Source organism: Massilistercora timonensis, from assembly GCF_048354975.1.
Lineage (GTDB): Bacteria > Bacillota > Clostridia > Lachnospirales > Lachnospiraceae > Massilistercora > Massilistercora timonensis.
On the sequence record NZ_DBGCJQ010000024.1, the window covers coordinates 1 to 22,840 of the forward strand.

The window sequence follows — 22,840 nt, forward strand, 5'->3', positions numbered from 1 at the left end:
CGCAGAACCCCTTCTTCAAATTCTCTGTTGTGTACGATCCCGATGTTCTTAAGATTTAAGTTGTTGGAAGCCAGGATGGTGGCAATGGCCGCGATCCCGCCGGCTTCGTCGATAATGTCGCAGTAGACGGCAAAGGATTTCTTGATAGGTCCGGCGGAAGCGGAGGGGAAGGAGTTCCGGTAATTCCGGGAGGTGTCGAAGAGATCGTAGATCCCCTGTTCGTCTGCCTGGTCAACCAGTTCCTTTACCTGGGTCAGGTCCTGGATATACGAATCCAGGATCTGAGAAATATTTTCCCTGTTCTTGACGCAGATGTGCTGCCACATGGTGGGAGAGGAAGAAGCGATACGGGTGATGTCCTTGAATCCTCCCGCCGCCAGATTCTTCATCAGCTCCGTCCGGGTGTCGTGGTCCCGGACGAAATTCACCAGGCTGGCAGCGATGAGATGAGGCAGGTGGCTGATGGCTCCTGTGACATAATCGTGTTCCTCCGGCTCCATGACCACTGGGATGGCCCGCAGCTGTTCCACGAATTTAGAGAAGCGGTCTGTCTTTTCCTGTGGGATCCCCGGAGATGGCGTCAGCACATAATAGGCGTTCTCGATCAGCATGGCCTTGGAGTTGGCGTATCCGCTCTTCTCACTTCCGGCCATGGGATGTCCGCCGATGAAATATCCGTTAAGGCCAAGCCTCCGGGCTTCCCGGTGGATGTCCGACTTCACACTGCCCACATCAGTAAGGATACAGTCCTCATCCAGGTAGCCGCTCAGCTGTTTCAGATAGGCGGTGTTGTAGGAAACCGGTGCGCACAGGAAGAGATATTCACAGTTCTTAAAGTTCTCGTCGATGGAAGAGACCGCCACGTCAATGACAGACTCCTGGGTGGCCAGGGCCAGTGCCTCCTTATTCTTATCAAAAGCAACGATCTCTGCATCGGGGACAAATTGACGGATCGCTTTGGCGATAGATCCTCCGATCAGCCCGAGACCGATAAAGCCGAATTTACGCTGCATAGAGTGCCTCCTTCTTTAAGTGGGGACGTGGTATTTTCGAAAATACCACGTCCCAGATTGATTTTACCCTGTCCCCTTTTGATTGTCAAAACATATTTCATTGTAAATTCTGCATAAATCAGTTGTAAATTGTTTGGTTTTTTAGTACAATATAGCCATGAGATTTTACTAAGGCAAGGAGGCTAGCTTATATGAAAGTTTACAGAACGGACGAGATCAGAAACGTGGTCCTGCTGGGACACGGAGGAAGCGGAAAGACCAGCCTTGTAGAGGCTATGGCCTACGTGTCGGGAGCGATCAGCCGGATGGGCAAGGTTGCGGACGGCAACACGATCAGCGATTTTGATAAAGAAGAGCAGAGGCGTGATTTTTCTATCAGCACGACGCTGGTTCCCATCGAGTGGGAGAAGGCGAAGATCAATGTGCTGGACACCCCGGGATACTTTGATTTCGTGGGCGAGGTAGAGGAAGCGGTCAGCGCGGCGGATGCGGCAGTGATCGTGGTTTCCGGCAAGGCCGGCGTGGAAGTGGGAACGGAGAAGGCATGGGAACTGTGCGACAAGTATAACCTTCCCCGTATGATCTATGTGACAGAGATGGACGTGGACGACGCCAGCTTCCGTCAGGTGGTACAGGACCTGACCGACCGCTACGGCAAGGTGATCGCGCCTCATTTCCAGCCGATCCGTGAGAATGAGAAGCTGGTGGGATACGTGAACATCATCAAGAACGCGGGACGCCGTTACACCGGCATCGGCCAGAGAGAAGAGTGCGAGATCCCGGATTACTGTAAACCAAACCTGGAGATCTACCGGGAGAAGCTTCTGGAAGCGGTGGCGGAGACCAGCGACGAGTTCATGGAGCGGTATTTCGCAGGCGAAGAGTTCTCCGTAGAGGAGATCCGGGCGGCCATGCGTACGGAAGTGATGGACGGAAGCATCGTTCCGGTGGCAATGGGCTCCAACATCCAGGCTCAGGGCGTAGCCAACCTCCTGTCCGACATCGTGCGGTTCTTCCCCAGCCCGGACTGCCGGGAGTGCGCGGGCATCAACCGCAAGACCAATGAGATCTATCAGGCGGACTATGATTTCGCGAGAGCAAAATCCGCCTATGTATTCAAGACTATGGTGGATCCGTTTATTGGAAAATATTCTTTCATCAAGGTCTGCTCCGGCGTGCTGAAGGGAGACGACACCCTTTACAACGCAGATACAGAGACCGAGGAAAAGCTTGGCAAGATCTACACCATGGTGGGAAATAAACCGGTGGAGGTCAGCGAGCTGTTCGCGGGAGATATTGGTGCCATTGCCAAACTGGCCAACACCAGGACCGGAGATACCCTCTCCACCAAGACGGCTCCCATCCTCTATGGAAGGACCGAATACTCCAAGCCTTATACTTATATGAAGTACGTGGTGAAAAATAAAGGGGATGAGGACAAGGTATCCCAGGCCCTTCAGAGAATGATGGCGGAAGACGTGACCCTGAAGGCAGTCAACGACAGCGAGAACCGCCAGACACTGCTCTACGGCATGGGCGATCAGCATCTGGAGATCGTGGCCAGCAAGCTGGCGGCCAGATATAAATGTGAGATCACGCTGGAGACACCTAAGGTTGCCTTCCGCGAGACCATCCGCAAGAATTCCGATGTGGACACTAAGTATAAGAAACAGTCCGGCGGCCACGGCCAGTATGGACATGTTAAGATGAAATTCGAGCCCTCCGGCGACCTGGAGACTCCTTACGTATTCGAAGAGACCGTTGTGGGAGGCGCGGTTCCCAAGAACTACTTCCCGGCGGTGGAGAAGGGACTTCAGGAATCTGTGGTGAAGGGACCTCTGGCCGGTTATCCGGTTGTTGGCGTGAAGGCGACCCTCTACGATGGATCCTATCATCCGGTAGACTCTTCTGAGATGGCCTTCAAGACAGCTACCAGCCAGGCCTTCAAGAAGGGCTTTATGGAGGCGTCTCCGGTACTCTTAGAGCCAATCGCCTCTGTGAAGGTAACGGTTCCGGACGATTACACCGGCGACGTGATGGGCGACCTCAATAAGAGAAGAGGCCGCGTGCTGGGAATGAACCCGGTGGCAGGCGGATATCAGGAGATCGTGGCGGACGTTCCCATGACCGGAATGTTCGGATACTGCACCACCCTTCGCTCCATGACGGGAGGCAGAGGAACCTATTCCTATGAGTTCGCACGCTATGAGCAGGCGCCATCCGATGTACAGGAAGCGGAGATCGCGAAGCGGGCAGAAGAAGAGTAAAGATTTTGTTCAGAATTGAAAAAGCCGTCTGGTGAACCTTCACCGGACGGCTTTTCTGCGCGGTTTCCAAGGGGTTTGAAAAGGAGAAAAAATGGGGAAATTGACTCTTTTTTTTGTAATATAAAAGTGCTATAATCTACATTACTGTAAGTACGCTTACACTTATTATCCATCAAGGATTCTATATTACAGTGAGGGTAAAGAGATGAAGATTGTGATTATCGGTGACGGTAAGGTCGGACATAAGCTGACGACAGAGTTATCCGAAGAAGACTATGACATCGTACTGATCGATCAGAATGAAGGGAAACTGAAAGAAGCGCTCAATGAGCTTGATATTTTCTGCATCACGGGAAATGGCGTTGATGCGGAGATCCAGAAGCAGGCGGACGTGCCCCATGCGGACCTGGTGATCGCCTGCGCGTCTACAGACGAGCTGAATATGTTAAGCTGTCTGATCGCCAGAAGGCTGGGGGCGAAACACACTATCGCCCGGGTGCGCAACCCTATCTATTACCGGCAGATCGGTCTTCTCAAAGAAGACCTGCACTTAAGTATGGCAGTCAACCCGGAGCTGACTGCGGCAAATGAGATCGCAAGGGTGTTACTGTTCCCCCAGGCCGACAAGGTAGAAACCTTTATGAAGGAGCGGGTGGAACTGATCGAGTTCCCGCTGCGGGATGAGAGCAAGCTTGTGGGGCTGTCCCTGGCAGAAGTCTACCGGAGGTTTCAGATCAAGATCCTGGTGTGCGCGGTAAAGCGGGGCAATGAAGTCTACATCCCGGACGGAGAGTTTATCCTCCAGCAGGGGGATAAGCTTCATATCGCGGCCACCCATCAGGACCTGAAGAATTTCTTCAAATCCATGGGTAAGAAGACCATGAAGATCCGCAACGTGCTGATCTGCGGAGGCGGACACCTGTGCTTCTACCTGACTCATCAGCTTCTGCAGACGGGAATGCAGGTGAAGATCATCGAGAAAGATGAGGCAAGGTGCGAGTTCCTCTGCGAGACCTTCCCCAAGGCAACTATCATCCATGGGGACGCCACTGACCATGAACTTCTGCTGGAGGAGGGGATCCAGGAGGCGGACGCCATGATCGCCCTCACCGGTATGGATGAAGAGAATATCATCATGTCTCTTTTTGCCAAGACCCAGGGCGTGGAGAAGATCATCGCCAAGGTCAATGAAGACAGCAGAGCCCAGATGGTGGAGGGAATGGGCATTGACAGCATCATTTCCGCCAAGTCCGCTACAGCGGACGCCATCATGAGCTATGTGCGGGCCAGGAAGAATTCCTACAGCAGCGCCAATGTGGAGACCATGTACCAGCTGGTACATGGCAAAGTGGAAGCCCAGGAGTTCATCATCCGCAAGGAGGCGCCTTTCACTAATGTTCCGCTGAAAGACCTGAAGACCAAGCCTAACAACCTGATCGCCTGTATCGGACGGAAACGGCAGATCATCATTCCCAACGGTGAGGACCACCTGGAAGTGGGAGACAGCGTGATCGTCGTGACCAAGGGACATGTGATCGACAGTTTTACAGATATACTGGCATAGGAGTTAGAGGGAAAAGCGATGAACATTAAGATGACCTTTTACATATTAGGAAAGATGCTTGGCATGGAAGCACTTCTTCTTTTGCTGCCCGCTTTTGTGGGGCTGATCTATCAGGAAGAAAGCGCGGTTTATTTTGTAATCACAGCCGCGGTCATGGGAGTGCTCTTCCTGCTGACGGGTATACGCAAACCGGCCAACCGCAAGATCTACGGGAAGGAAGGGATGGTGATCGTGGCCCTTACCTGGATTTTATGGTCCCTGTTTGGCGCTATGCCCTTTACCCTGTCCGGAAGCATTCCCAGCTACGTGGACGCTTTTTTTGAGACGGTTTCCGGGTTTACCACCACAGGATCTACCATCCTGGCGGACGTGGAGGCTCTGCCTCAGTGCATGCTCTTCTGGAGAAGCTTTACCCACTGGGTAGGCGGCATGGGCGTGCTGGTGTTTGCCATGATGCTGACCAATATGGAGAAGACCAGTATGCATCTTATGCGGGCAGAGGTGCCCGGCATGGAGAAGGATAAGCTGGTGCCCAGGATGAAGGAGTCTTCCCGGATCCTGTACGGCATGTATCTGGGACTGTCTGTTATCCTGGTGATCCTTTTGCTTCTTGGCGGCATGAACCTTTTCGACAGTCTGATCCACATGTTCGGCACGGCGGGAACCGGCGGATTCTCTAACTATGCCATCAGCGTGGGGCATTTTGACAGCGCGTATATTGATGTGGTGCTTTCCATCTTCATGATCTTATTCGGGGTCAACTTCGGACTTTATTTTCTCCTGCTTACCCGGGAGTTTAAGCCGGTGTGGAAGAATGAGGAGCTGCGGGCTTATCTTCTGATCATCACCATCGCCACACTTCTGATCGCGGTCAATATCAACGGGGACTATCCTAATTTCCTGCAGTCGGTACGGTTTTCCCTGTTCCAGGTGGCTTCTATCATCACGACCACCGGATTTGCCACCACGGACTTTAACTACTGGCCTATGTTCTCCAAGTGTATCCTGATGACTCTGATGGTGATCGGAGCCTGCGCGTCCTCCACCGGAGGCGGTATCAAGGTATGCCGGGGACTGGTAGTGTTAAAGACCATCAAGCAGGCGGTCAAGCAGATGCTGCATCCCAAATCTGTCAGCCTGATCCGGGTAAATGATAAAAAGATGAGCCCGGAGACCTTGAAGAATGTCTATTCCTATCTGATGGCCTACGCGGTGATCGCAGTGGGATCGGTGATCCTGGTGGCCATCGACAATATGGATATGGAGACCACCATCAGTGCGGTGATGACCACGCTGAACAATGTAGGCCCGGGATTTGGGGTGGTAGGTCCCATGGGAAGCTTCGCGGACTACTCCGCTTTCTCCAAGATCATCTTCAGCTTTGACATGCTGGTGGGACGTCTGGAGATCTTCCCCTTCCTGATCCTGTTCACGGCGTTTGCCTGGAGAAAGAAATTCTAACCTGGGAGGAAAGGTATGAAAAAGAAATGGAAACTTACGGCCGTCCTGGCCGTGATCCTTCTGGCAGGGCTTTACTATTATATAGCCCTGCCGGTTGTTAATATCCACTCAACCGAGACCTGGTTTATGATCATCCTGTTACTGGTGATCCTTACAGTCCTTTATACCCTGCGCCGCAGGATCCCAAGAGAGGATCTGCGCGGGGATAAAGGACTGCGGGTTTTTATCGGGGTGATCCTGGTAGTGGGTGTGGTCTATCTTGTGGGGACTTTGCTGTCTTCGCCTATCATCAACGCCAGGAAGTATCAGCAGCTGATGAAGGTGGAAGAGGGGGATTTTACCGAGGACATCGAGGAACTGTCCTTTGACAAGATCCCTCTTCTTGACAAGGATACGGCGGAGCTTCTGGGAGACCGGAAGATGGGAAGTATGGTGGATATGGTGTCTCAGTTCGAGGCGGACGATATCTACAGCCAGATCAATTATCAGGACAACCCGGTGCGGGTGACTCCGCTTAAATACGCCAGCCTGATCAAGTGGCTCACCAACCAGTCGGAGGGGATCCCTGCCTATATCCGGATCAACATGGCCACCCAGAGTACGGAACTTGTGACTCTGGAGGAAGGGATGAAATATACCACCAGTGAGCACCTGAACCGGAACATTTACCGGCATCTCCGGTTCGCCCACCCCACCTATATGTACGGAGAGCTGAGCTTTGAGATCGATGAGGAGGGGGTTCCCTACTGGATCGCTCCGGTGAAGAAGTTCAACATCGGTCTGTTCGGCGGCGAGACAGTGGGCAAGGTGGTGATCTGCAACGCCATCGACGGTTCCATGAAGACTTATGATATCGAGGACGTTCCCCAGTGGGTGGACCGGGCATATTCCGCGGACCTTCTGGTAGAACTGTTTGATTATTACGGCACGCTGAAACACGGGTTCTTCAACAGCATCTTAAGCCAGAAAGACTGCCTGAAGACCACGGAAGGCTACAACTATCTGGCCATCGACGACGATGTGTGGATGTATACCGGCGTGACTTCCGTCAATGGTGACCAGTCCAACGTGGGATTCGTGCTGGCCAACCAGCGGACCATGGAGACCCGGTATTACGAGGTGGAGGGGGCCACCGAGACCTCGGCCATGTCCTCGGCGGAAGGCCAGGTGCAGAACCTGAAATACAAGGCCACCTTCCCGCTGCTTCTCAACATTTCCGGAGAGCCCACGTATTTCATCGCCTTAAAGGACGATGCGGGGCTGGTGAAGAAGTACGCCATGGTAAATGTCCAGAAGTACCAGATCGTAGCCATCGGCGACAGTGTGAGCCAGTGTGAGGAGAATTATCTGGACCTGCTTGCCAGCAATGGCATCGGGAAAGGAGAGGACAGTGGCGAGAAAGATGTGCTCACCATAAGCGGGCGGATCACGAAGATCGCCCAGGCAGTGGTGGAGGGCAATTCCCATTACTATCTGATGGTGGAAGGCTCTCAGGAGATCTTCGATGTCTCCGTGGCGGAGTATCTGGATATTATCCGGTATGAAGTGGGAGATGAGATCACCATGGAATATCAGACAGGGGGCAAGGCCAATGTGGTCCTGTCTCTGGAAGGGACGGAAGAGTAATGGGCTTAAGTACCCTCCTGGCGGAAGAGATCGCAGCCATGGCCCTGGCGGCTGTGGTGGGCTGGGTTGTGGTTCGGATCGGCCTGTTTGAGGCCCGGGAGAGTGAAGTGATCTCCAGGATCGCGGTCTATATCTGTTCCCCCTGTATTGTGGTCACTGCCTTTCAGATGGAGATCACTGCAGAGAAGGTGACAGGGCTTTTCCTGGCATTTGTGGCGGCAGTGCTGGTACATATTTTCCTGATCCTTGTGATGCGGGCGGCAAAGAAACCGCTGGGTCTTCAGAAGATCGAGCGGGCTTCCGTGATCTATACCAATGCGGCCAACCTGACCATCCCGCTGGTGGCGGCGGTGCTGGGAGAGGAGTGGATCTTCTACACATCCGCTTTTATCATCGTACAGACGGTGTTGTTCTGGTCCCACGGGCTGACGCTGATCATACCGGGGGAAGGGAAGAACTGGAAGAAGATCTTCCTGAATCCCAACATCATCGCAGTGGGGATCGGATTATTCCTGTTTGTCACCAAGATCCGCTTCCCTGTGGTGATCGCTACGACAGTCTCCGGATTCGGGGATATGATCGGTATGATCAGTATGCTGGCGGTGGGGATGCTGATCGGCGCCATGGATCTAAGAGAGGTGTTTGCCGCCAAAAGGGCATACTTTGTGTGTCTGCTCCGCCTTCTTCTGCTCCCGGGGCTTGTAGCGGTATGCTTTGCCCTGGCGGTATGCGGCGGGGCACATCCGGAAGCAGAGTATATCCTGATGGTGGTCCTGGTGGCCACAGCCGCGCCCCCGGCGGTGATGCTCACCCAGACCTCCCAGACTTACGGGGGAGATCCCCGGTACGCCAGTATCATCAATGTGATGGGGTCGGTCTTATGTATCGTGACCATCCCGCTGATCATCGCGCTCTATGAATATCTGATCCTGTTGCTGCAGTAAAAAAGAGGATGTCCGAAACCGGTTCAGGGTTTGAAACATCCTCTTGTTTTTTCTCTTATTTATTCTCTATCCTGTTAATTCAGGAAATTGCAGCCTTCCAGAGAGGATAACTCCTCCTTGGCTGCGCTTATGCTGATGCAGAAATCGATGCCGCACTCTGTGGAGATTCTCTTCACACGCTCGATGAACTCAGGAATGTTCTCCAGAGAAATGTCTGCGTGCTTCAGGATGCCATCGATGAAAATGCTCTCAATATCATGGTTGGCGCTGCACATTCCATACAGAAATCCAATATATTCATCTGTGTTCTGGATTGCCGGGTAATCATCCATACAGATCGTACGGATGTCGAATGCCACACTTGCCGTGTCGCGGTGAGTCTTCTTGATAAATACTACATTTCCGTTGCTTTCTTTGGCTTTCAGATTTGCCTGCTCAATCATTTGCTGTGTCTTTCCGCTGCCTTTCGGGCCTGCTAATAAATTTACCATGGCGACCTCTCCTTTATGTACCATATTTTACTGAAATTTTCAGTACGGTTAACTTATATTTATTATACACGAAAGGGGTGGATGGAACAAGGGAAAATATCGGGAAATACTACTTGACTTATTTTAAGCATCTCTTTATAATAATTGAGAAATGTGTAAAAAACCGTGAAGAGGAATATTAAGAGTCGGTCCTTTTCAAGAGAGCTGCCGGACGGTGCGAGGCAGTACAGGACGTCTCCCAACTGGCCTCGGAGTTCTCCGGCTGAACCGTTTTAGTAGGCAGGAGCGGGTCTTCCCGTTATCGAAGGAAATGAGTGCGCATGGACCAGGGGCCCGTGTGAAGAAGAGTGGTACCACGGAAATCAGGTCTTTTCGTCTCTTTGGAGAGGAAAAGGCTTTTTTTATGTCAGCAGAAAGTGAGGAGTGCGAAAAAATGGCAAAAGTACCTTATAATCATAAGGCGATCGAGAAGAAATGGCGGGAGAACTGGGAGAAGAACCCGGTGAACCCCAAGGTGGACGAGAAGGGAAATCCCAAGGAGAAATACTACTGCCTGGATATGTTCCCCTACCCCTCCGGAAACGGCCTCCATGTAGGACACTGGAGAGGCTATGTGATCTCCGATGTGTGGAGCCGGTATAAGCTGCAGCAGGGCTACTACATCATCCATCCCATGGGATGGGACGCATTCGGACTTCCGGCGGAGAACTACGCCATCAAGATGGGAGTTCACCCGGCAGTTTCCACCGCGGAGAACGTAAAGCATATCAAGGAGCAGATCAATCAGATCGCGGCCCTCTATGACTGGGATATGGAAGTTAATACCACGGATCCGGATTACTACAAGTGGACCCAGTGGATCTTCGTGAAGATGTTTAAAGAAGGGCTTGCCTACGAGAAGGAGTTTCCCATCAACTGGTGTCCTTCCTGTAAGACCGGCCTGGCCAACGAGGAAGTAGTCAATGGAAAATGTGAGCGCTGCGGCGCGGAAGTGACCAAGAAGAACCTGCGTCAGTGGATGCTGAAGATCACCGCCTACGCGGAGCGCCTGTTAAATGACCTGGACAAGCTGGACTGGCCGGAGAAGGTTAAGAAGATGCAGACCGACTGGATCGGCAAATCCTACGGCGCGGAAGTGGATTTCCCGGTGGAGGGAAGAGAAGACAAGATCACAGTCTACACCACCCGTCCGGACACCCTCTATGGAGCCACCTTCATGGTGCTGGCGCCGGAGCATGCCCTGGCGAAAGAACTGGCTACAGACGAGACCAGGGAAGCGGTGGAGCGCTACATCTACGAGGCCTCCATGAAGTCCAACGTAGACCGGATGCAGGACAAGGAGAAGACCGGTGTGTTCACGGGAAGCTATGCCATCAATCCGCTGAACAATGAGAAGGTGCCGATCTGGCTGTCCGACTACGTACTGGCTGATTACGGTACCGGAGCCATCATGTGTGTGCCGGCTCACGACGACCGTGACTTTGAGTTTGCTACCAAGTTTGGAATCCCAATCATCCAGGTTATCTCCAAGGATGGGAAGGAGATTGAAAATATGACGGAAGCCTACACCGAGGCCTCCGGTATCATGATCAATTCCGGCGAGTGGAACGGTATGGAGTCTTCCGTCCTTAAGAAGGAAGGCCCCCATATCATCGAGAAGAAAGGCATTGGACGCGCCACTGTCAACTACAAGCTGCGTGACTGGGTATTCTCCCGTCAGCGTTACTGGGGCGAGCCCATCCCGATCATCCACTGTCCCAAGTGCGGCAATGTGCCGGTGCCGGAAGAAGAGCTTCCGCTGCGGCTGCCGGAGGTAGAGTCCTATGAGCCTACCGGAACCGGAGAGTCTCCGCTGGCGGCCATCGACGAGTGGGTGAACTGCAAGTGTCCGGTCTGCGGGGCGGACGCCAAGCGGGAGACCAACACCATGCCTCAGTGGGCAGGTTCCTCCTGGTATTTCCTGCGCTATGTGGACAACCACAATGATAAAGAACTGGTTTCCAGGGAGAAGGCGGACGCCATGCTCCCGGTAGATATGTATATCGGCGGCGTAGAGCATGCGGTGCTCCACCTTCTGTACGCGCGGTTCTACACCAAGTTCCTGTGCGACATCGGAGTGGTGGATTTTGACGAGCCCTTCCACAAGCTGTTTAACCAGGGCATGATCACCGGCAAGAACGGGATCAAGATGAGTAAGTCCAAAGGAAACGTAGTCTCTCCGGATGATCTGGTAAGAGATTACGGCTGCGACTCCCTGCGGATGTACGAGCTGTTCGTAGGACCTCCGGAGCTTGACGCAGAGTGGGACGACCGGGGGATCGACGGCGTCAACCGGTTCCTGAAGCGTCTGTGGAACCTGGTTCAGGACAGCAAGGATGCGGATATCCAGGCGAGCAAAGATATGATCAAGGAGCGCCACCGTCTGGTGTACGATATCACCACCCGTCTGGAGAGCTTCAGCCTGAACACCGCCATTTCCGGTTTCATGGAGCACAACAATAAGCTTCTGGAGATCGCCAAGAAAGAAGGGGGTATCGACAAAGAGACCCTGTCCACCATGGCAGTTCTCCTGTCACCCTTCGCGCCTCATATCGCAGAGGAGATCTGGGAGCAGCTGGGCCATGAAGGAAGCGTATTCCGTGCCGGCTGGCCCACCTATGACGAAGAGGCCATGAAGGATGACGAGATCGAAGTGCCGGTACAGATCAACGGCAAGACCCGGGCAGTGATCTCCATTTCCGCGGACATCTCCAAGGAAGACGCCATCGCAGCCGGTAAAGCCGCCGTGGCCGACAAACTGACCGGAACCATCGTCAAAGAAATTTACGTACCAAAGAAGATCATAAATATTGTGCAAAAATAGGCAGTGCGGATAAAATAAGAGATGGAATTACCCTGCTTGCAGGAGTAAGGCCATCTCTTGTTTTATCCATAGGGCGTATGCCCGTCAAGCGAGAAGAAGCGAAGCGGAATCGAGCTTGTGCACTGCCGCACAGCCAGTGCGGCGTATGCCCGACAAGCGAGAAGGAGCGAAGTGGAATCCAGCTTGTGCCTCCTTTCCATCCACTCCCGGATGTGCTATACTGTAGCGGACGGAAGAATATTCTTCAGGAGATGGACGCAATGAATCGAAGCGACGGGAAACCCAAGGTTTATAACAAATCTCATAAAACAAAGTGGAAGATCGGCATGACGCTGATGAACATCCTGGACCGGAAGCCGCTGGATAAGATCCGGGTGCAGGAGATCTGCGACAGTGCGGACATCCACCGGAGCACCTTCTATAAGCATTTTGGCAGTGTGTTTGACGTGGTGAGCTTTATGACAGAAGAGATCACCGGAGAACTGACTGCCCAGATGGACCATGCGGACCGGAGGCAGGATTACATGGATTCTTTGGTGAACTTTTATGTGAAATACGGCCGGGCGCTGCGCAATCTCTTCCAGACCAAGTACCGGGAGATCCTGGAGCTTCAGATGCAGACCACGCTGGAGCAGTATTATATGAAGCTTCTGAAGCTGATGAAGCCGGACATCGACAAGGATATGCCGCTGAAATGGCTGGCCCGGTATCATGCGGCGGGGATCATGGCTGTGGGGATCTCCCTCTGGGACGAGGAAATGGATGAAAAGCGTTTGCGGGAAAAACTTCCTGTTTTTTATCAGAATCTGTTTTAATAAAAGTATACAATTTTGATATAATTGTATACTTTTATTATTTTTTGCATATTTGTTGATTTTTTCGGGGATAAAATTCCAGTAAAATGGTAAGACAGGTATTAATGAACAGAGACTGAAAAAAGCGTATGGAAGAGGGCGGAACATGGGACAGATCAGGATCATTACGGACACAGCTTCGGATATCACCAGGCAGAGGGCGGAAGAGCTGGATGTGATTGTGGTTCCGATTTCTATCAAATTTGGAGAGACAGAGATGCCGATGGAGAGCGAGGAAGATTTCCATCGGTTTTTCCGGCGCCTGGCTGAGGAGAAGGAACTTCCCACCACCAGCCAGCCTTCGCCGGAGCTTTATCTGAAGGAATATAATGAGGCGAAGGAGAAGGGAGAGGACGTTCTGGTGCTGACCCTGTCTTCAGGCTTAAGTGGCACTATCAACGCGGCCCGTCTTGCCAAAGATATGTGCGGGTATGACCGTATTTTTATCGTGGATACCAGACAGGCCATCATCCCTCAGCAGATGCTGGTGGAGTACGCGGTTCGGCAGCGGGCTCAGGGAGTTGGCGCAGAAGAGATCGCAGAGAAGATCGAGGACGTGAGAGACCGGATGGTGGTCTGCGGCGTTCTGGACACTCTGACCTATCTGCGGAAAGGCGGGAGGATTCCGCCGGGATTTGACGTGCTGGGCAACGTGCTGAAGATCAAGCCGGTGATCGAGCTCAAAGACGGGATCCTGGTGAAGCTGGGAGTGGCCCGGGGCATGCGTAAGGGCAAGGATTTCCTTTTCCGGGAATATGAAGCCTGCGAGATCGACGAAGAGTGGCCGGTGGTGACCGGTTATACCTACGACAGAGAAAGCGGCGAGAAGTTCCGCCAGGAAGTACAGGAGCGGTATCACCTGGCAGAATGCCCGCTCTGGCCGGTGGGAGGCGTGATCGGAACCCATGTGGGAGAGAACTGCCTGGCACTGGCATTTGTCAAAAAGGTACAGGGTTAAATGCAATTGAGGACGTAGCCTTTTGCAAAAAGGCTACGTCCTCAATTAAATTTTTAACAAAGTACGATGACTTTGCGTGGCGTGGTCTGAGGCGGCAGACTGCGGGTGGTGGAGGAATAGTAGACGATCAGCATATGGCCGCCGGGATTGCAGTGGAAGGTCTGGCCGTTGGCGGTGATGACTTCCGTGGAGGTGCCGATGTTGAGCGCCAGGGACTGGTCTTCTGTGACCAGATCCTCCGGGAAATACCCGGCGTAGATGTTCTCCCCGGGACTGCGCCGGCTTATGATGACCGCCTGGTACTGAGGCGGATAGACCAGCGGCACCGCTACATTTCCGTCGTAGAAGGCGGCCACGGTCATACCCGGCCTGAGGCGGATGCTGCCTACAATGTAGGTGTCCGCGTCAACCATGAAGTTGTAGACGCCCTGGGAATTGCGGATGGTCACCTGCTGCTGGCAGCAGTCGTCCGTGGGGGTGGAGATATTCTGGATGATCCCGTCGATGGGGATCAGGGTTGAGTTTGACATAATCAAAAGCTCCGGTTTTTGATTATCATATGCGGCGGCGGGAGAAAGGTGCTAGGGATCCTTTTTTTTCGCTTTTTCCACCGGCGGGAGAAATGGATACAGCTCCTCGTAGGCTTCAAGCTCCGCCCTGGAAGTGGGAGCGGAAGGGATGAGTCCGGTGCAGTCCATAGAGGAAGCTGCGCTTGCAAGGTAGTCGCAGGCGTCGATCCGCTCCTGGTTGGATTTTTTGGATTCTTTCTTTTCTTTGTTCATGGTAAAACCTCCCTGATTACTGATAAGATACAGATTTAACATAGGGTCTGTAGAAAAAGCCGGATTTATGCTGTATAATAGTTCCAGTCAACGGAATTTAAAATGCGAAAGAAGGAAATGACAATGAAGATTGAAATTGATACCCATTCCCATACGCTGGTAAGCGGCCACGCCTACAATACCATCCGGGAGATGGCGCAGATGGCGGCAGAGAAGGGTTTAAAAGGTCTTGCGATCACGGAGCATGCGCCGGAGATGCCGGGGAGCACTCATCTCTTTTATTTTCAGAACCTGCGGATGGTGCCGCGGCAGATGTACGGCGTGAAACTTCTGTTTGGCGCGGAGCTGAACATTCTGGACGAAGAAGGGAATGTGGATCTGCCGGATCCTACCATTGACACCCTGGATATTGCCATTGCCAGTCTCCATACCCCCTGCTACCACGGGGAGCGGACCAAGGAGGCGGTGCTTGGCGCCTACCGGAACGTAATGCTGCGGGAGAATATCGATATCATCGGCCATCCTGATGACGGACGTTTCCCGGTGGATTATGAAGAACTGGTGAAGCTGGCGGTGGAGACCGGGACTCTCCTGGAGGTGAACAATGCCTCCCTGACGCCTGGCGGCTTCCGGAAGGACACCCGGGGAAATGACATCGCCATGCTTAAGGAGTGCAAGAAGCAGGGAGCCATGGTGGTGCTGGGAAGCGACGCCCATGTGGATGTGTCGCTGGCGGATTACCGCTATGTGGAGGAAGTGCTGGAGGCCGCGGATTTCCCGGAAGAGCTGGTGGCCAACACTACGCTGGAGAAGCTTGTGGGCTCTTTGAAGCGGAATCAAAAAGGGGTTTCGAAAAAGGTATAGATTTTATGAGTTTAATGTGTTAAAATGTAACAGTAGTGAATTCTACTGTGAAGGAGATCTTAATATGAGTAAGAAAATCAGGACAGAAGCGGTAGACTATCTGTTTCAGGCGATCTTGAGTCTGAAAGACAAGGAAGAGTGCTATGTGTTCTTTGAAGATATCTGTACCATCAATGAACTTCTCTCTTTGTCCCAGCGATTCGAGGTTGCGAAGATGCTCAGAGAACACAAGACTTATCTGGAGATCGCGGAGAAGACCGGAGCCTCCACAGCAACCATCAGCCGGGTAAACCGTTCCCTGAATTACGGCAACGACGGCTATGATATGGTATTTGAACGGATCAATCAGAACATAGATGAATAGAGAAAAAGATTCCCCGCGCAGGTGGGGGATTTTTTTGCCTGTGACCTGCAGGCGGCGCCGGCATCTTAACGTAAATTTAACACGGCGCCATGGTATACTACGGATATGGAGGGTATTCATGGGAAAACGAACCTTGCGGAATATACTGATCACGCTGACGATCCTGGCGGCCGCCACAGTGATCTGCTTTTTCCTGCAGCAGTCGGTGGGGACGGAAGCCCACGCGCCGCTTTTGTTTGTGCTGGCGGTTTTGTTCATATCCCGTTTTACAGACGGGTACGGGTACGGGATCTTTTCCGCCATGGCGGCGGTGATCGCGGTAAACTATATTTTCACGTATCCTTATTTTGCCTTTAACTTTACCATCACCGGGTATCCTCTGACCTTCCTGGTGATGCTGGCGGTGGCGTTAAGCGTCAGCGCCCTGACCACCCAGATCAAGAACCAGGAGAAGATCCGGCTGGAATCTGAGAAGGAAAAGATGAGGGCCAATCTTCTGCGGGCAGTGTCCCATGACATCCGCACGCCGCTGACTTCCATCGCGGGGTCGGCCTCTGTGATCTTGGAGAACAAAAATGCCCTCTCCCAGGACAAGGTGATGGAGCTGGTGGCAAATATCAAGGAAGAAGCCCAGTGGCTGGTGCGCATGGTGGAAAATCTTCTGTCCATCACCAGGATGAATACGGAAAACGCCAAGATCGACAAGCAGGAAGAACTGGCAGAAGAGGTGATCAGCGCGGCGGTGAGCAAGTTTGAGAAACGGTTCCCGGGGGTCGAGACGGAGGTCCATGTCCCGGATGAGATCCTGCTGGTGCCCATGGACGCCACCCTGATCGAGCAAGTGCTGGTAAATCTTCTGGAGAATTCCGTGATCCACGGCCGGACTACAAGCCGGATCCGCATCCAGGTAAGTAAGCAGGAGGAGACGGCCGTCTTTTCCGTGGAGGACAACGGGGAAGGGATTGAGGAAAGCGTGCTTCCGGTGATCTTCGACGGAAACCTGGTGGCCAGAGGAGAGTCTTCCGACAATAAGCGGAATATGGGCATTGGTCTGTCCGTCTGCAAGAGCATCATCAAGGCCCACAGAGGAAATATGCGGGCGGAAAACCGGGAAGAGGGAGGAGCGAGGATGATATTCACCCTTCCTATGGAAATGGAGGAGCAACATGGAGATCAGAGATAGAGTATTGATCGTAGAAGATGATAAAAATATACGCAGTTTTCTGCAGACTGTTCTGGAGACAAATAACTACGAGGTCCTGCTGGCGCAGAACGGCCTGAGCGCATACAGCCTTATCACTTCCCAGTGTCCGGACCTTGTGATCCTGGATCTGGGACTTCCGGACATGGACGGGATCAAGATCCTGGAGAATGTAAGAGAGTGGTCTCAGATGCCCATTATCGTGGTATCTGCCAGGACCCACGAGAAAGATAAGGTGGAAGCCCTGGACAAAGGGGCGGACGATTACATCGCCAAACCTTTTGGAACGTCGGAGCTTCTGGCCAGGGTCCGCACAGCCATCCGACACGCCAGAGGCGCCGGGAACGGACAGGGCGGGACCCAGGCCGTCACCTTCCTGGAAGGCCGCCTGGTGATCGACCATGACAAGCACCGGGTATTCGTGGACGGAGAAGACGCAGGGCTTACCCAGAATGAGTTCAAGCTGGTGAGCCTGCTGGGAAAATACGCGGGCAAGGTATTGACCTACGATTATATGATGAAAGAGATCTGGGGACCCAATATGAAGAACGACAATCGGATCCTGCGGGTCAATATGGCCAATATCCGCCGGAAGATCGAGAAGAATCCGGCTCAGCCGGAATTCATTTTCACAGAGATCGGCGTTGGATACCGGTTTGTGGAAGCAGATGTGCAGGCAAAAGAAAAGAAATAAGGCGCGGGCCTTATTTCTTTTTTTTCTCCGGGGCTTCCGGCTCCGGCAGTTCGTCGATCAGTTTTTCGATCAGAAGCTTCTTCACATAGACGTCGAAGCTTAAGTTGCAGATAAAGGAGAAGAGCCGCAGATACTCCCGCTCTTCTTCCGGCCTGTCCGCGAAAGTCTCTTCAGCGGACTGATAGGACCGGGCCACATCCTTGGCCAGGGTGTCGATCCGGGACTTCTCCAGAGAGCAGATCTCTTCGTAGATCTGAGTCATATTGAAATCCCCGCTGCCAAAGTACTCCTTTGTGACAGGGGCCAGCATGGTCTCAATGTCCTTGATGGAAAGAATATTTTTAAAAAAATAGATGAAGATCATCACCAGCACATGTTCCCTGGAATACTTCTTCTTCACCGGCGGGGGCAGAAGATGATTCTTGGCGTAATTGTTGATCATGGTCTTGGTCAGGATCTTATCCTCTTCATGGCGCTTGGTGGAACTGAGCTGCTCCTCCATGAAGGTGGTGACCTGATCCATGTAGAGATCAATATTGGGGATGTCTTCCGGTTTTACATAGTCGATCCGCGCAATGCTGGACAGAATACTGTTCAGCATGTCCTTTGTATCAATTGTCATAACTTCACCTCAGTAAATCTATTATATAGTTTTTAAAACTATATGACAAGGATTTTTTCCATTCACGAAGAGTAATTTCTTACATTTTTATTACAGGGAAAAGATGTTGACAAATAAATTATGGGTGGTAAAATATGTTTTACAAATAGGAACTGTTCGTTATCAAACCATTTGATAGCGAACTTTTTTTGCCTGGGAATTATTGTTGAGAGAGGAGAACGACAGATGATCCGGACTTTGTTAAGAGAAGTCAGACAGTATAAGGCGGCGTCCATTGCCACGCCTCTTTTCATGATCCTGGAGGTGCTGATGGAGATGGTGATCCCCTTCCTTATGGCATCCATTATCGATGACGGAGTAAACGCCGGGGATATCCACCACATTTACCGGGTGGGGGCGGTGATGATCGTGGCAGCCCTCATCGGACTTCTGGCCGGCGTGGGCGGCGGGCGCTTCGGGGCCAAGGCTTCCGCGGGATTCGCCAGGAATCTGCGCAAAGCCATGTTTGACAATATCCAGACCTTTTCTTTTTCTAATATTGATAAATACAGCACCGCGGGCCTGGTGACCCGTCTTACCACAGATGTGACCAACGTGCAGAATGCTTACCAGATGCTGCTGCGGATGTTCACCCGGGCGCCGGCCAGCCTTCTGTGCGCCATGGTGATGGCATTTACCATCAACGCCCGCCTGGCGGTGATCTACCTGATCGCGGTGATCGTGCTGGGATTTTTGCTGTTTCTGATCATGAATCATGCCACCAGGTACTTCCAGCAGGCATTTCCCAAGTACGACGACCTGAACGCTTCCGTGCAGGAGAACGTGTCTGCCATCCGGGTGGTCAAGGCTTATGTGCGGGAGGAACAGGAGACCAGTAAATTCAAGCGGGCCAGCGAGAACCTGTGCCGGATCTTCACCCGGGCGGAGTGCAACCTGGTGTACAACGCGCCGCTTATGCAGTTTACCGTCTACGGATGTATCCTTCTTATCAGCTGGCTGGGAGCCAGGATGATCGTGGCGGATCAGCTGACGGAAGGAGAACTGATGAGTCTTCTGGCTTACTGCATGAATATCCTGATGAGCCTGATGATGCTGTCCATGGTATTTGTCATGGTGTCCATGAGTATGGCCAGTGTCCGCCGGATCTCAGAAGTGCTTCAGGAGACCAGCGATCTTCACAATCCGGAAGAACCGGTGATGGATGTGCCGGACGGAAGCATTGAATTCCGGCACGTGGATTTCGCCTATCGAAGAGACAGTGAAGAGCCGGTGCTCAAAGATATCGATCTTAAGATCCGCTCCGGAGAGACCATCGGGATCATCGGAGGCACCGGAAGCGCCAAGACCAGCCTGGTGAACCTGGTGAGCCGCCTCTATGACGTGACCGACGGAGAAATGCTGGTGGGCGGTCGGAATGTGAAAGAGTACGATATGGAAGTGCTGCGCAACCAGGTATCTGTAGTGCTCCAAAACAATGTGCTGTTCTCCGGCACCATCCTGGAGAACCTTCGGTGGGGGGATAAAGAGGCCAGTGAGGAAGAGTGCCGGCAGGCCTGTATCCTGGCCTGCGCGGATGAATTTATCCAGAAGATGCCGGCCGGGTACCAGACCCATATTGAACAGGGCGGAACCAATGTGTCCGGCGGACAGAAGCAGAGGCTCTGTATTGCCCGGGCCCTTCTGAAGAAGCCAAAGATCCTGATCCTGGACGACAGCACCAGCGCGGTAGACACCGCTACTGATTCCAGGATCCGCAGGGCCTTCCGGGAGGAGATCCCGGATACCACCAAGCTGATCATCGCCCAGCGGATCTCCAGCGTCCAGGACGCGGACCGGATCATCGTCATGGAGAACGGGCGGGTCAATGGATTTGGAACCCATGAGGAATTGCTGAAGACCAATGAGATATACCGCGAGGTCTATGAGTCTCAGACTCAGGGCGGCGGAGATTTTGACGAGAAGGCAGGTGAGTAGACATGGCAGGACCGATGAGAAGAGCGCCAAGGGGCATGAAAGGCCGGGTGCAGAATCCGGGCAAACTGTTCCTGAGAGTCATGCGTTATGTGTTCAAAGATTACGGCGTCCACTGCGCAGTGGTTGTGATCCTGATCCTGGCAGGCGTGCTGGCCAATGTACAGGGTACCATGTTCATGCGGGATCTGATCGATGTGTACATCACTCCTTTCCTGACGGGAAACGCGCCTGATTTCGGGCCGCTGGCCCATGCCATCGGGCGGGTGGCATTCTTCTATGCCATTGGGATCATTTCCACCTACACCTACAACCGGCTGATGGTAACAGTGACCCAGGGAACTTTGCGGGACATGCGGGACGATCTCTTCAGCCACATGGAGCGGCTGCCCATCAAATATTTTGACACTCATGCCCACGGGGATATCATGTCTGTCTACACCAACGATATCGATACCCTGCGGCAGATGATCAGCCAGAGTATGCCTATGCTCCTCAACAGCGCAATTACCATTGTAAGCGTGCTGGTGAGTATGCTGATCCTGAGCATTCCCCTGACCATCGTGACGCTTCTGATGGTGGGGATCATGGTGCTGTGCTCCAAGGTGACTGCCGGGAAGAGTGGAAAATATTTCCTGGACCAGCAGGTGAACCTGGGAGCGGTAAACGGATATATTGAAGAGATGATGAGCGGGCAGAAGGTGGTAAAAGTCTTCTGCCATGAAGAGGAGAACAAAGAGCGGTTCGAGGAGCTGAACGACAAGCTGTTCGTCAGCGCCGACCGGGCAAATACCTACGCCAATCTTCTGGGACCCATCAACGCCCAGCTTGGCAATGTGAGTTATGTAGTCTGCGCCATCGTAGGCGGCGTCCTTGCCCTGGGAAATGTGGGAGGATTTACGCTGGGAGGTCTTGCCAGTTTCCTGACCTTCAACCGGAACTTCAGCATGCCCATCAACCAGATCAGTATGCAGCTGAATGCGGTGATCATGGCAATGGCCGGCGCGGACCGGATCTTCCGGCTCCTGGATGAGGAAGAGGAAAAGGATGAGGGGTACGTGACCCTGGTCAATGTCCGGGAAGAGGACGGCGTGTTAAAAGAGACCGAGGAGCGGACCGGCCGGTGGGCGTGGAAGCATACCCACCAGGCGGACGGAAGCGTGGACTATGTGGAAGTGAAAGGCGACGTGGTCTTCAACGGAGTGGACTTTGGCTACGATGATGACAAGATTGTGCTCCACGACGTGAAGCTTTACGCTACGCCGGGCCAGAAGATCGCCTTTGTAGGATCTACCGGCGCAGGCAAGACCACCATCACTAACCTGATCAACCGGTTCTACGATATCCAGGACGGAAAGATCCGCTACGACGGGATCAATATCAATAAGATCAAGAAGGCAGATCTGCGTCGCTCCCTGGGGATCGTGCTTCAGGATACCCATCTTTTTACCGGCACGGTAAAGGACAATATCCGATTCGGCAAACTGGACGCCACGGATGAGGAGATCGTGGCAGCAGCCAAACTGGCCAACGCGGATGGATTCATCCGCCGGCTCCCGGACGGATATGATACCATGCTGACCGGGGACGGGGCAAACTTAAGCCAGGGACAGCGGCAGCTTCTGGCCATCGCCCGGGCCGCCGTGGCGGACCCGCCGGTGCTGATCCTGGATGAGGCCACCAGCTCCATCGATACCCGGACCGAGCGGATCGTCCAGGAGGGTATGGATAAGCTGATGAAGGGGCGGACCACCTTTGTGATTGCTCACCGGCTCTCCACCGTGCGGAACTCCGACTGTATCATGGTCCTGGAGCAGGGCCGGATCATCGAGCGGGGAACCCACGACCAGCTGATCGAAGAGAAAGGGAAATATTATCAGCTGTATACCGGGAATCTGGCGCTGAGTTAAAGGCAGGTTTGTCGCGCTGATTCTGTGAACAAAAAATTGCTCAGGGAAGTTCATACAGCCTGCCGATAGAAACCAGAAAGGTTTGCGAAGAATCCCTAACATCAAAACACCTGCGATTTCATGATCAGAGCAATTCGCCGGGAAATCTGATGATTTCCCGGCTCAGGCTCTTCTCAGATTTGACAGGAAGTCAAATCTTCCCATGAAATCGCAGGTGTTTTTCTGTAACGGATTCTAACGCTTCCATATGGTTTCTATCGGCAGGCTGTATACGCTTCCCTGTTCCATATTCTTCCGCAGAATCATCTTGACAATTCAGGACTTTGCCGTGCAAGTTGGCGATAAGGCGGGGGCCGGATGATGGCGGAGGTTAAGCGTCAGCCTCGGAGCA

At 52.9% G+C, this 22,840-nt stretch carries 19 protein-coding genes and 1 other annotated feature; of the genes, 14 read left to right on the forward strand and 5 right to left on the reverse strand.

From position 1 onward, the window contains the following. Positions 1 to 1,013, reverse strand: a 1,013-nt coding sequence (locus ACML7B_RS02070) for a prephenate dehydrogenase/arogenate dehydrogenase family protein (protein ID WP_418539135.1), incomplete at its 3' end; no start/stop codon positions are given. Between the two features lie 191 nt (positions 1,014 to 1,204). On the opposite strand from ACML7B_RS02070, the gene ACML7B_RS02075 reads away from it, so the two are divergent. The 5 genes from ACML7B_RS02075 to ACML7B_RS02095 all read left to right on the forward strand — a co-directional run bounded on the left by ACML7B_RS02075 (position 1,205) and on the right by ACML7B_RS02095 (position 8,875). Next, a complete protein-coding gene (locus tag ACML7B_RS02075; RefSeq protein ID WP_418539136.1) occupies positions 1,205 to 3,280 on the forward strand; it encodes an elongation factor G in 2,076 nt (691 codons plus the stop codon). 205 nt (positions 3,281 to 3,485) lie between these two features. Next, complete coding sequence (gene trkA / locus ACML7B_RS02080; RefSeq protein ID WP_418539137.1) at positions 3,486 to 4,844, forward strand: Trk system potassium transporter TrkA; 1,359 nt, start codon at positions 3,486 to 3,488, stop codon at positions 4,842 to 4,844. 18 nt (positions 4,845 to 4,862) lie between these two features. Next, positions 4,863 to 6,305, forward strand: coding sequence for a TrkH family potassium uptake protein (locus tag ACML7B_RS02085; protein ID WP_418539138.1), 1,443 nt, complete (start codon positions 4,863 to 4,865; stop codon positions 6,303 to 6,305). Between the two features lie 15 nt (positions 6,306 to 6,320). Beyond that, positions 6,321 to 7,931, forward strand: a complete 1,611-nt coding sequence (locus ACML7B_RS02090; RefSeq protein ID WP_418539139.1) for a CvpA family protein — start codon at positions 6,321 to 6,323, stop codon at positions 7,929 to 7,931. Beyond that, the gene (locus ACML7B_RS02095) at positions 7,931 to 8,875 is read left to right on the forward strand and encodes an AEC family transporter (RefSeq protein WP_418539140.1); all 945 of its coding nucleotides are present in this window, start codon (positions 7,931 to 7,933) and stop codon (positions 8,873 to 8,875) included. The genes ACML7B_RS02090 and ACML7B_RS02095 overlap by 1 nt, the downstream gene beginning before the upstream one ends. Positions 8,876 to 8,949: 74 nt before the next feature. Here the strand turns inward: ACML7B_RS02095 and ACML7B_RS02100 are convergent, their stop codons facing one another. Continuing rightward, positions 8,950 to 9,366: a hypothetical protein gene (locus ACML7B_RS02100; RefSeq protein WP_346708724.1), complete on the reverse strand. Its 417-nt coding sequence runs from the start codon at positions 9,364 to 9,366 to the stop codon at positions 8,950 to 8,952. A 156-nt stretch (positions 9,367 to 9,522) separates the two neighbouring features. Beyond that, positions 9,523 to 9,749: a binding site (T-box leader), on the forward strand. A gap of 50 nt (positions 9,750 to 9,799) precedes the next feature. Here ACML7B_RS02100 and leuS point away from each other — a divergent pair. From leuS to ACML7B_RS02115, 3 genes are all read left to right on the forward strand, one after another. Then, positions 9,800 to 12,229 carry a leucine--tRNA ligase gene (gene leuS / locus ACML7B_RS02105; protein ID WP_346708723.1) on the forward strand — a complete coding sequence of 810 codons (2,430 nt, stop codon included), beginning with the start codon at positions 9,800 to 9,802 and terminating at the stop codon, positions 12,227 to 12,229. Positions 12,230 to 12,489: 260 nt separating this feature from the next. Continuing rightward, positions 12,490 to 13,044, forward strand: coding sequence for a TetR/AcrR family transcriptional regulator (locus ACML7B_RS02110; protein ID WP_418539141.1), 555 nt, complete (start codon positions 12,490 to 12,492; stop codon positions 13,042 to 13,044). 145 nt (positions 13,045 to 13,189) lie between these two features. Then, a complete protein-coding gene (locus ACML7B_RS02115; protein WP_418539143.1) occupies positions 13,190 to 14,041 on the forward strand; it encodes a DegV family protein in 852 nt (283 codons plus the stop codon). 53 nt (positions 14,042 to 14,094) lie between these two features. On the opposite strand, the gene ACML7B_RS02120 is transcribed toward ACML7B_RS02115, so the two are convergent. Together ACML7B_RS02120 and ACML7B_RS02125 are read right to left on the reverse strand one after the other, a co-directional pair. After that, positions 14,095 to 14,571 carry a hypothetical protein gene (locus tag ACML7B_RS02120; RefSeq protein WP_418539144.1) on the reverse strand — a complete coding sequence of 159 codons (477 nt, stop codon included), beginning with the start codon at positions 14,569 to 14,571 and terminating at the stop codon, positions 14,095 to 14,097. A gap of 51 nt (positions 14,572 to 14,622) precedes the next feature. Continuing rightward, positions 14,623 to 14,823, reverse strand: coding sequence for a hypothetical protein (locus ACML7B_RS02125; protein ID WP_106788713.1), 201 nt, complete (start codon positions 14,821 to 14,823; stop codon positions 14,623 to 14,625). 123 nt (positions 14,824 to 14,946) lie between these two features. On the opposite strand from ACML7B_RS02125, the gene ACML7B_RS02130 reads away from it, so the two are divergent. The 4 genes from ACML7B_RS02130 to ACML7B_RS02145 all read left to right on the forward strand — a co-directional run bounded on the left by ACML7B_RS02130 (position 14,947) and on the right by ACML7B_RS02145 (position 17,946). After that, positions 14,947 to 15,687 (forward strand): phosphatase, encoded by a 741-nt coding sequence (locus ACML7B_RS02130; RefSeq protein ID WP_418539145.1) that lies wholly within the window; start codon positions 14,947 to 14,949, stop codon positions 15,685 to 15,687. 64 nt (positions 15,688 to 15,751) lie between these two features. Beyond that, positions 15,752 to 16,051: a YerC/YecD family TrpR-related protein gene (locus ACML7B_RS02135; protein ID WP_106788711.1), complete on the forward strand. Its 300-nt coding sequence runs from the start codon at positions 15,752 to 15,754 to the stop codon at positions 16,049 to 16,051. A 118-nt stretch (positions 16,052 to 16,169) separates the two neighbouring features. Then, entirely contained in the window at positions 16,170 to 17,234 is a 1,065-nt protein-coding gene (locus ACML7B_RS02140) for a sensor histidine kinase (protein ID WP_418539146.1), read from the forward strand. Then, positions 17,218 to 17,946 (forward strand): response regulator, encoded by a 729-nt coding sequence (locus tag ACML7B_RS02145; RefSeq protein ID WP_418539147.1) that lies wholly within the window; start codon positions 17,218 to 17,220, stop codon positions 17,944 to 17,946. The genes ACML7B_RS02140 and ACML7B_RS02145 overlap by 17 nt, the downstream gene beginning before the upstream one ends. A gap of 10 nt (positions 17,947 to 17,956) precedes the next feature. Here the strand turns inward: ACML7B_RS02145 and ACML7B_RS02150 are convergent, their stop codons facing one another. Next, positions 17,957 to 18,568: a DUF1836 domain-containing protein gene (locus ACML7B_RS02150; protein ID WP_418539148.1), complete on the reverse strand. Its 612-nt coding sequence runs from the start codon at positions 18,566 to 18,568 to the stop codon at positions 17,957 to 17,959. A gap of 225 nt (positions 18,569 to 18,793) precedes the next feature. Here ACML7B_RS02150 and ACML7B_RS02155 point away from each other — a divergent pair, with 225 nt between their 5' ends. Beyond that, positions 18,794 to 20,542, forward strand: coding sequence for an ABC transporter ATP-binding protein (locus ACML7B_RS02155; RefSeq protein ID WP_418539149.1), 1,749 nt, complete (start codon positions 18,794 to 18,796; stop codon positions 20,540 to 20,542). Between the two features lie 2 nt (positions 20,543 to 20,544). After that, on the forward strand, positions 20,545 to 22,449 hold the full coding sequence (locus ACML7B_RS02160) for an ABC transporter ATP-binding protein (protein WP_346708715.1): 1,905 nt from the start codon (positions 20,545 to 20,547) through the stop codon (positions 22,447 to 22,449). The last annotated feature ends 391 nt before the right edge of the window (positions 22,450 to 22,840 follow it).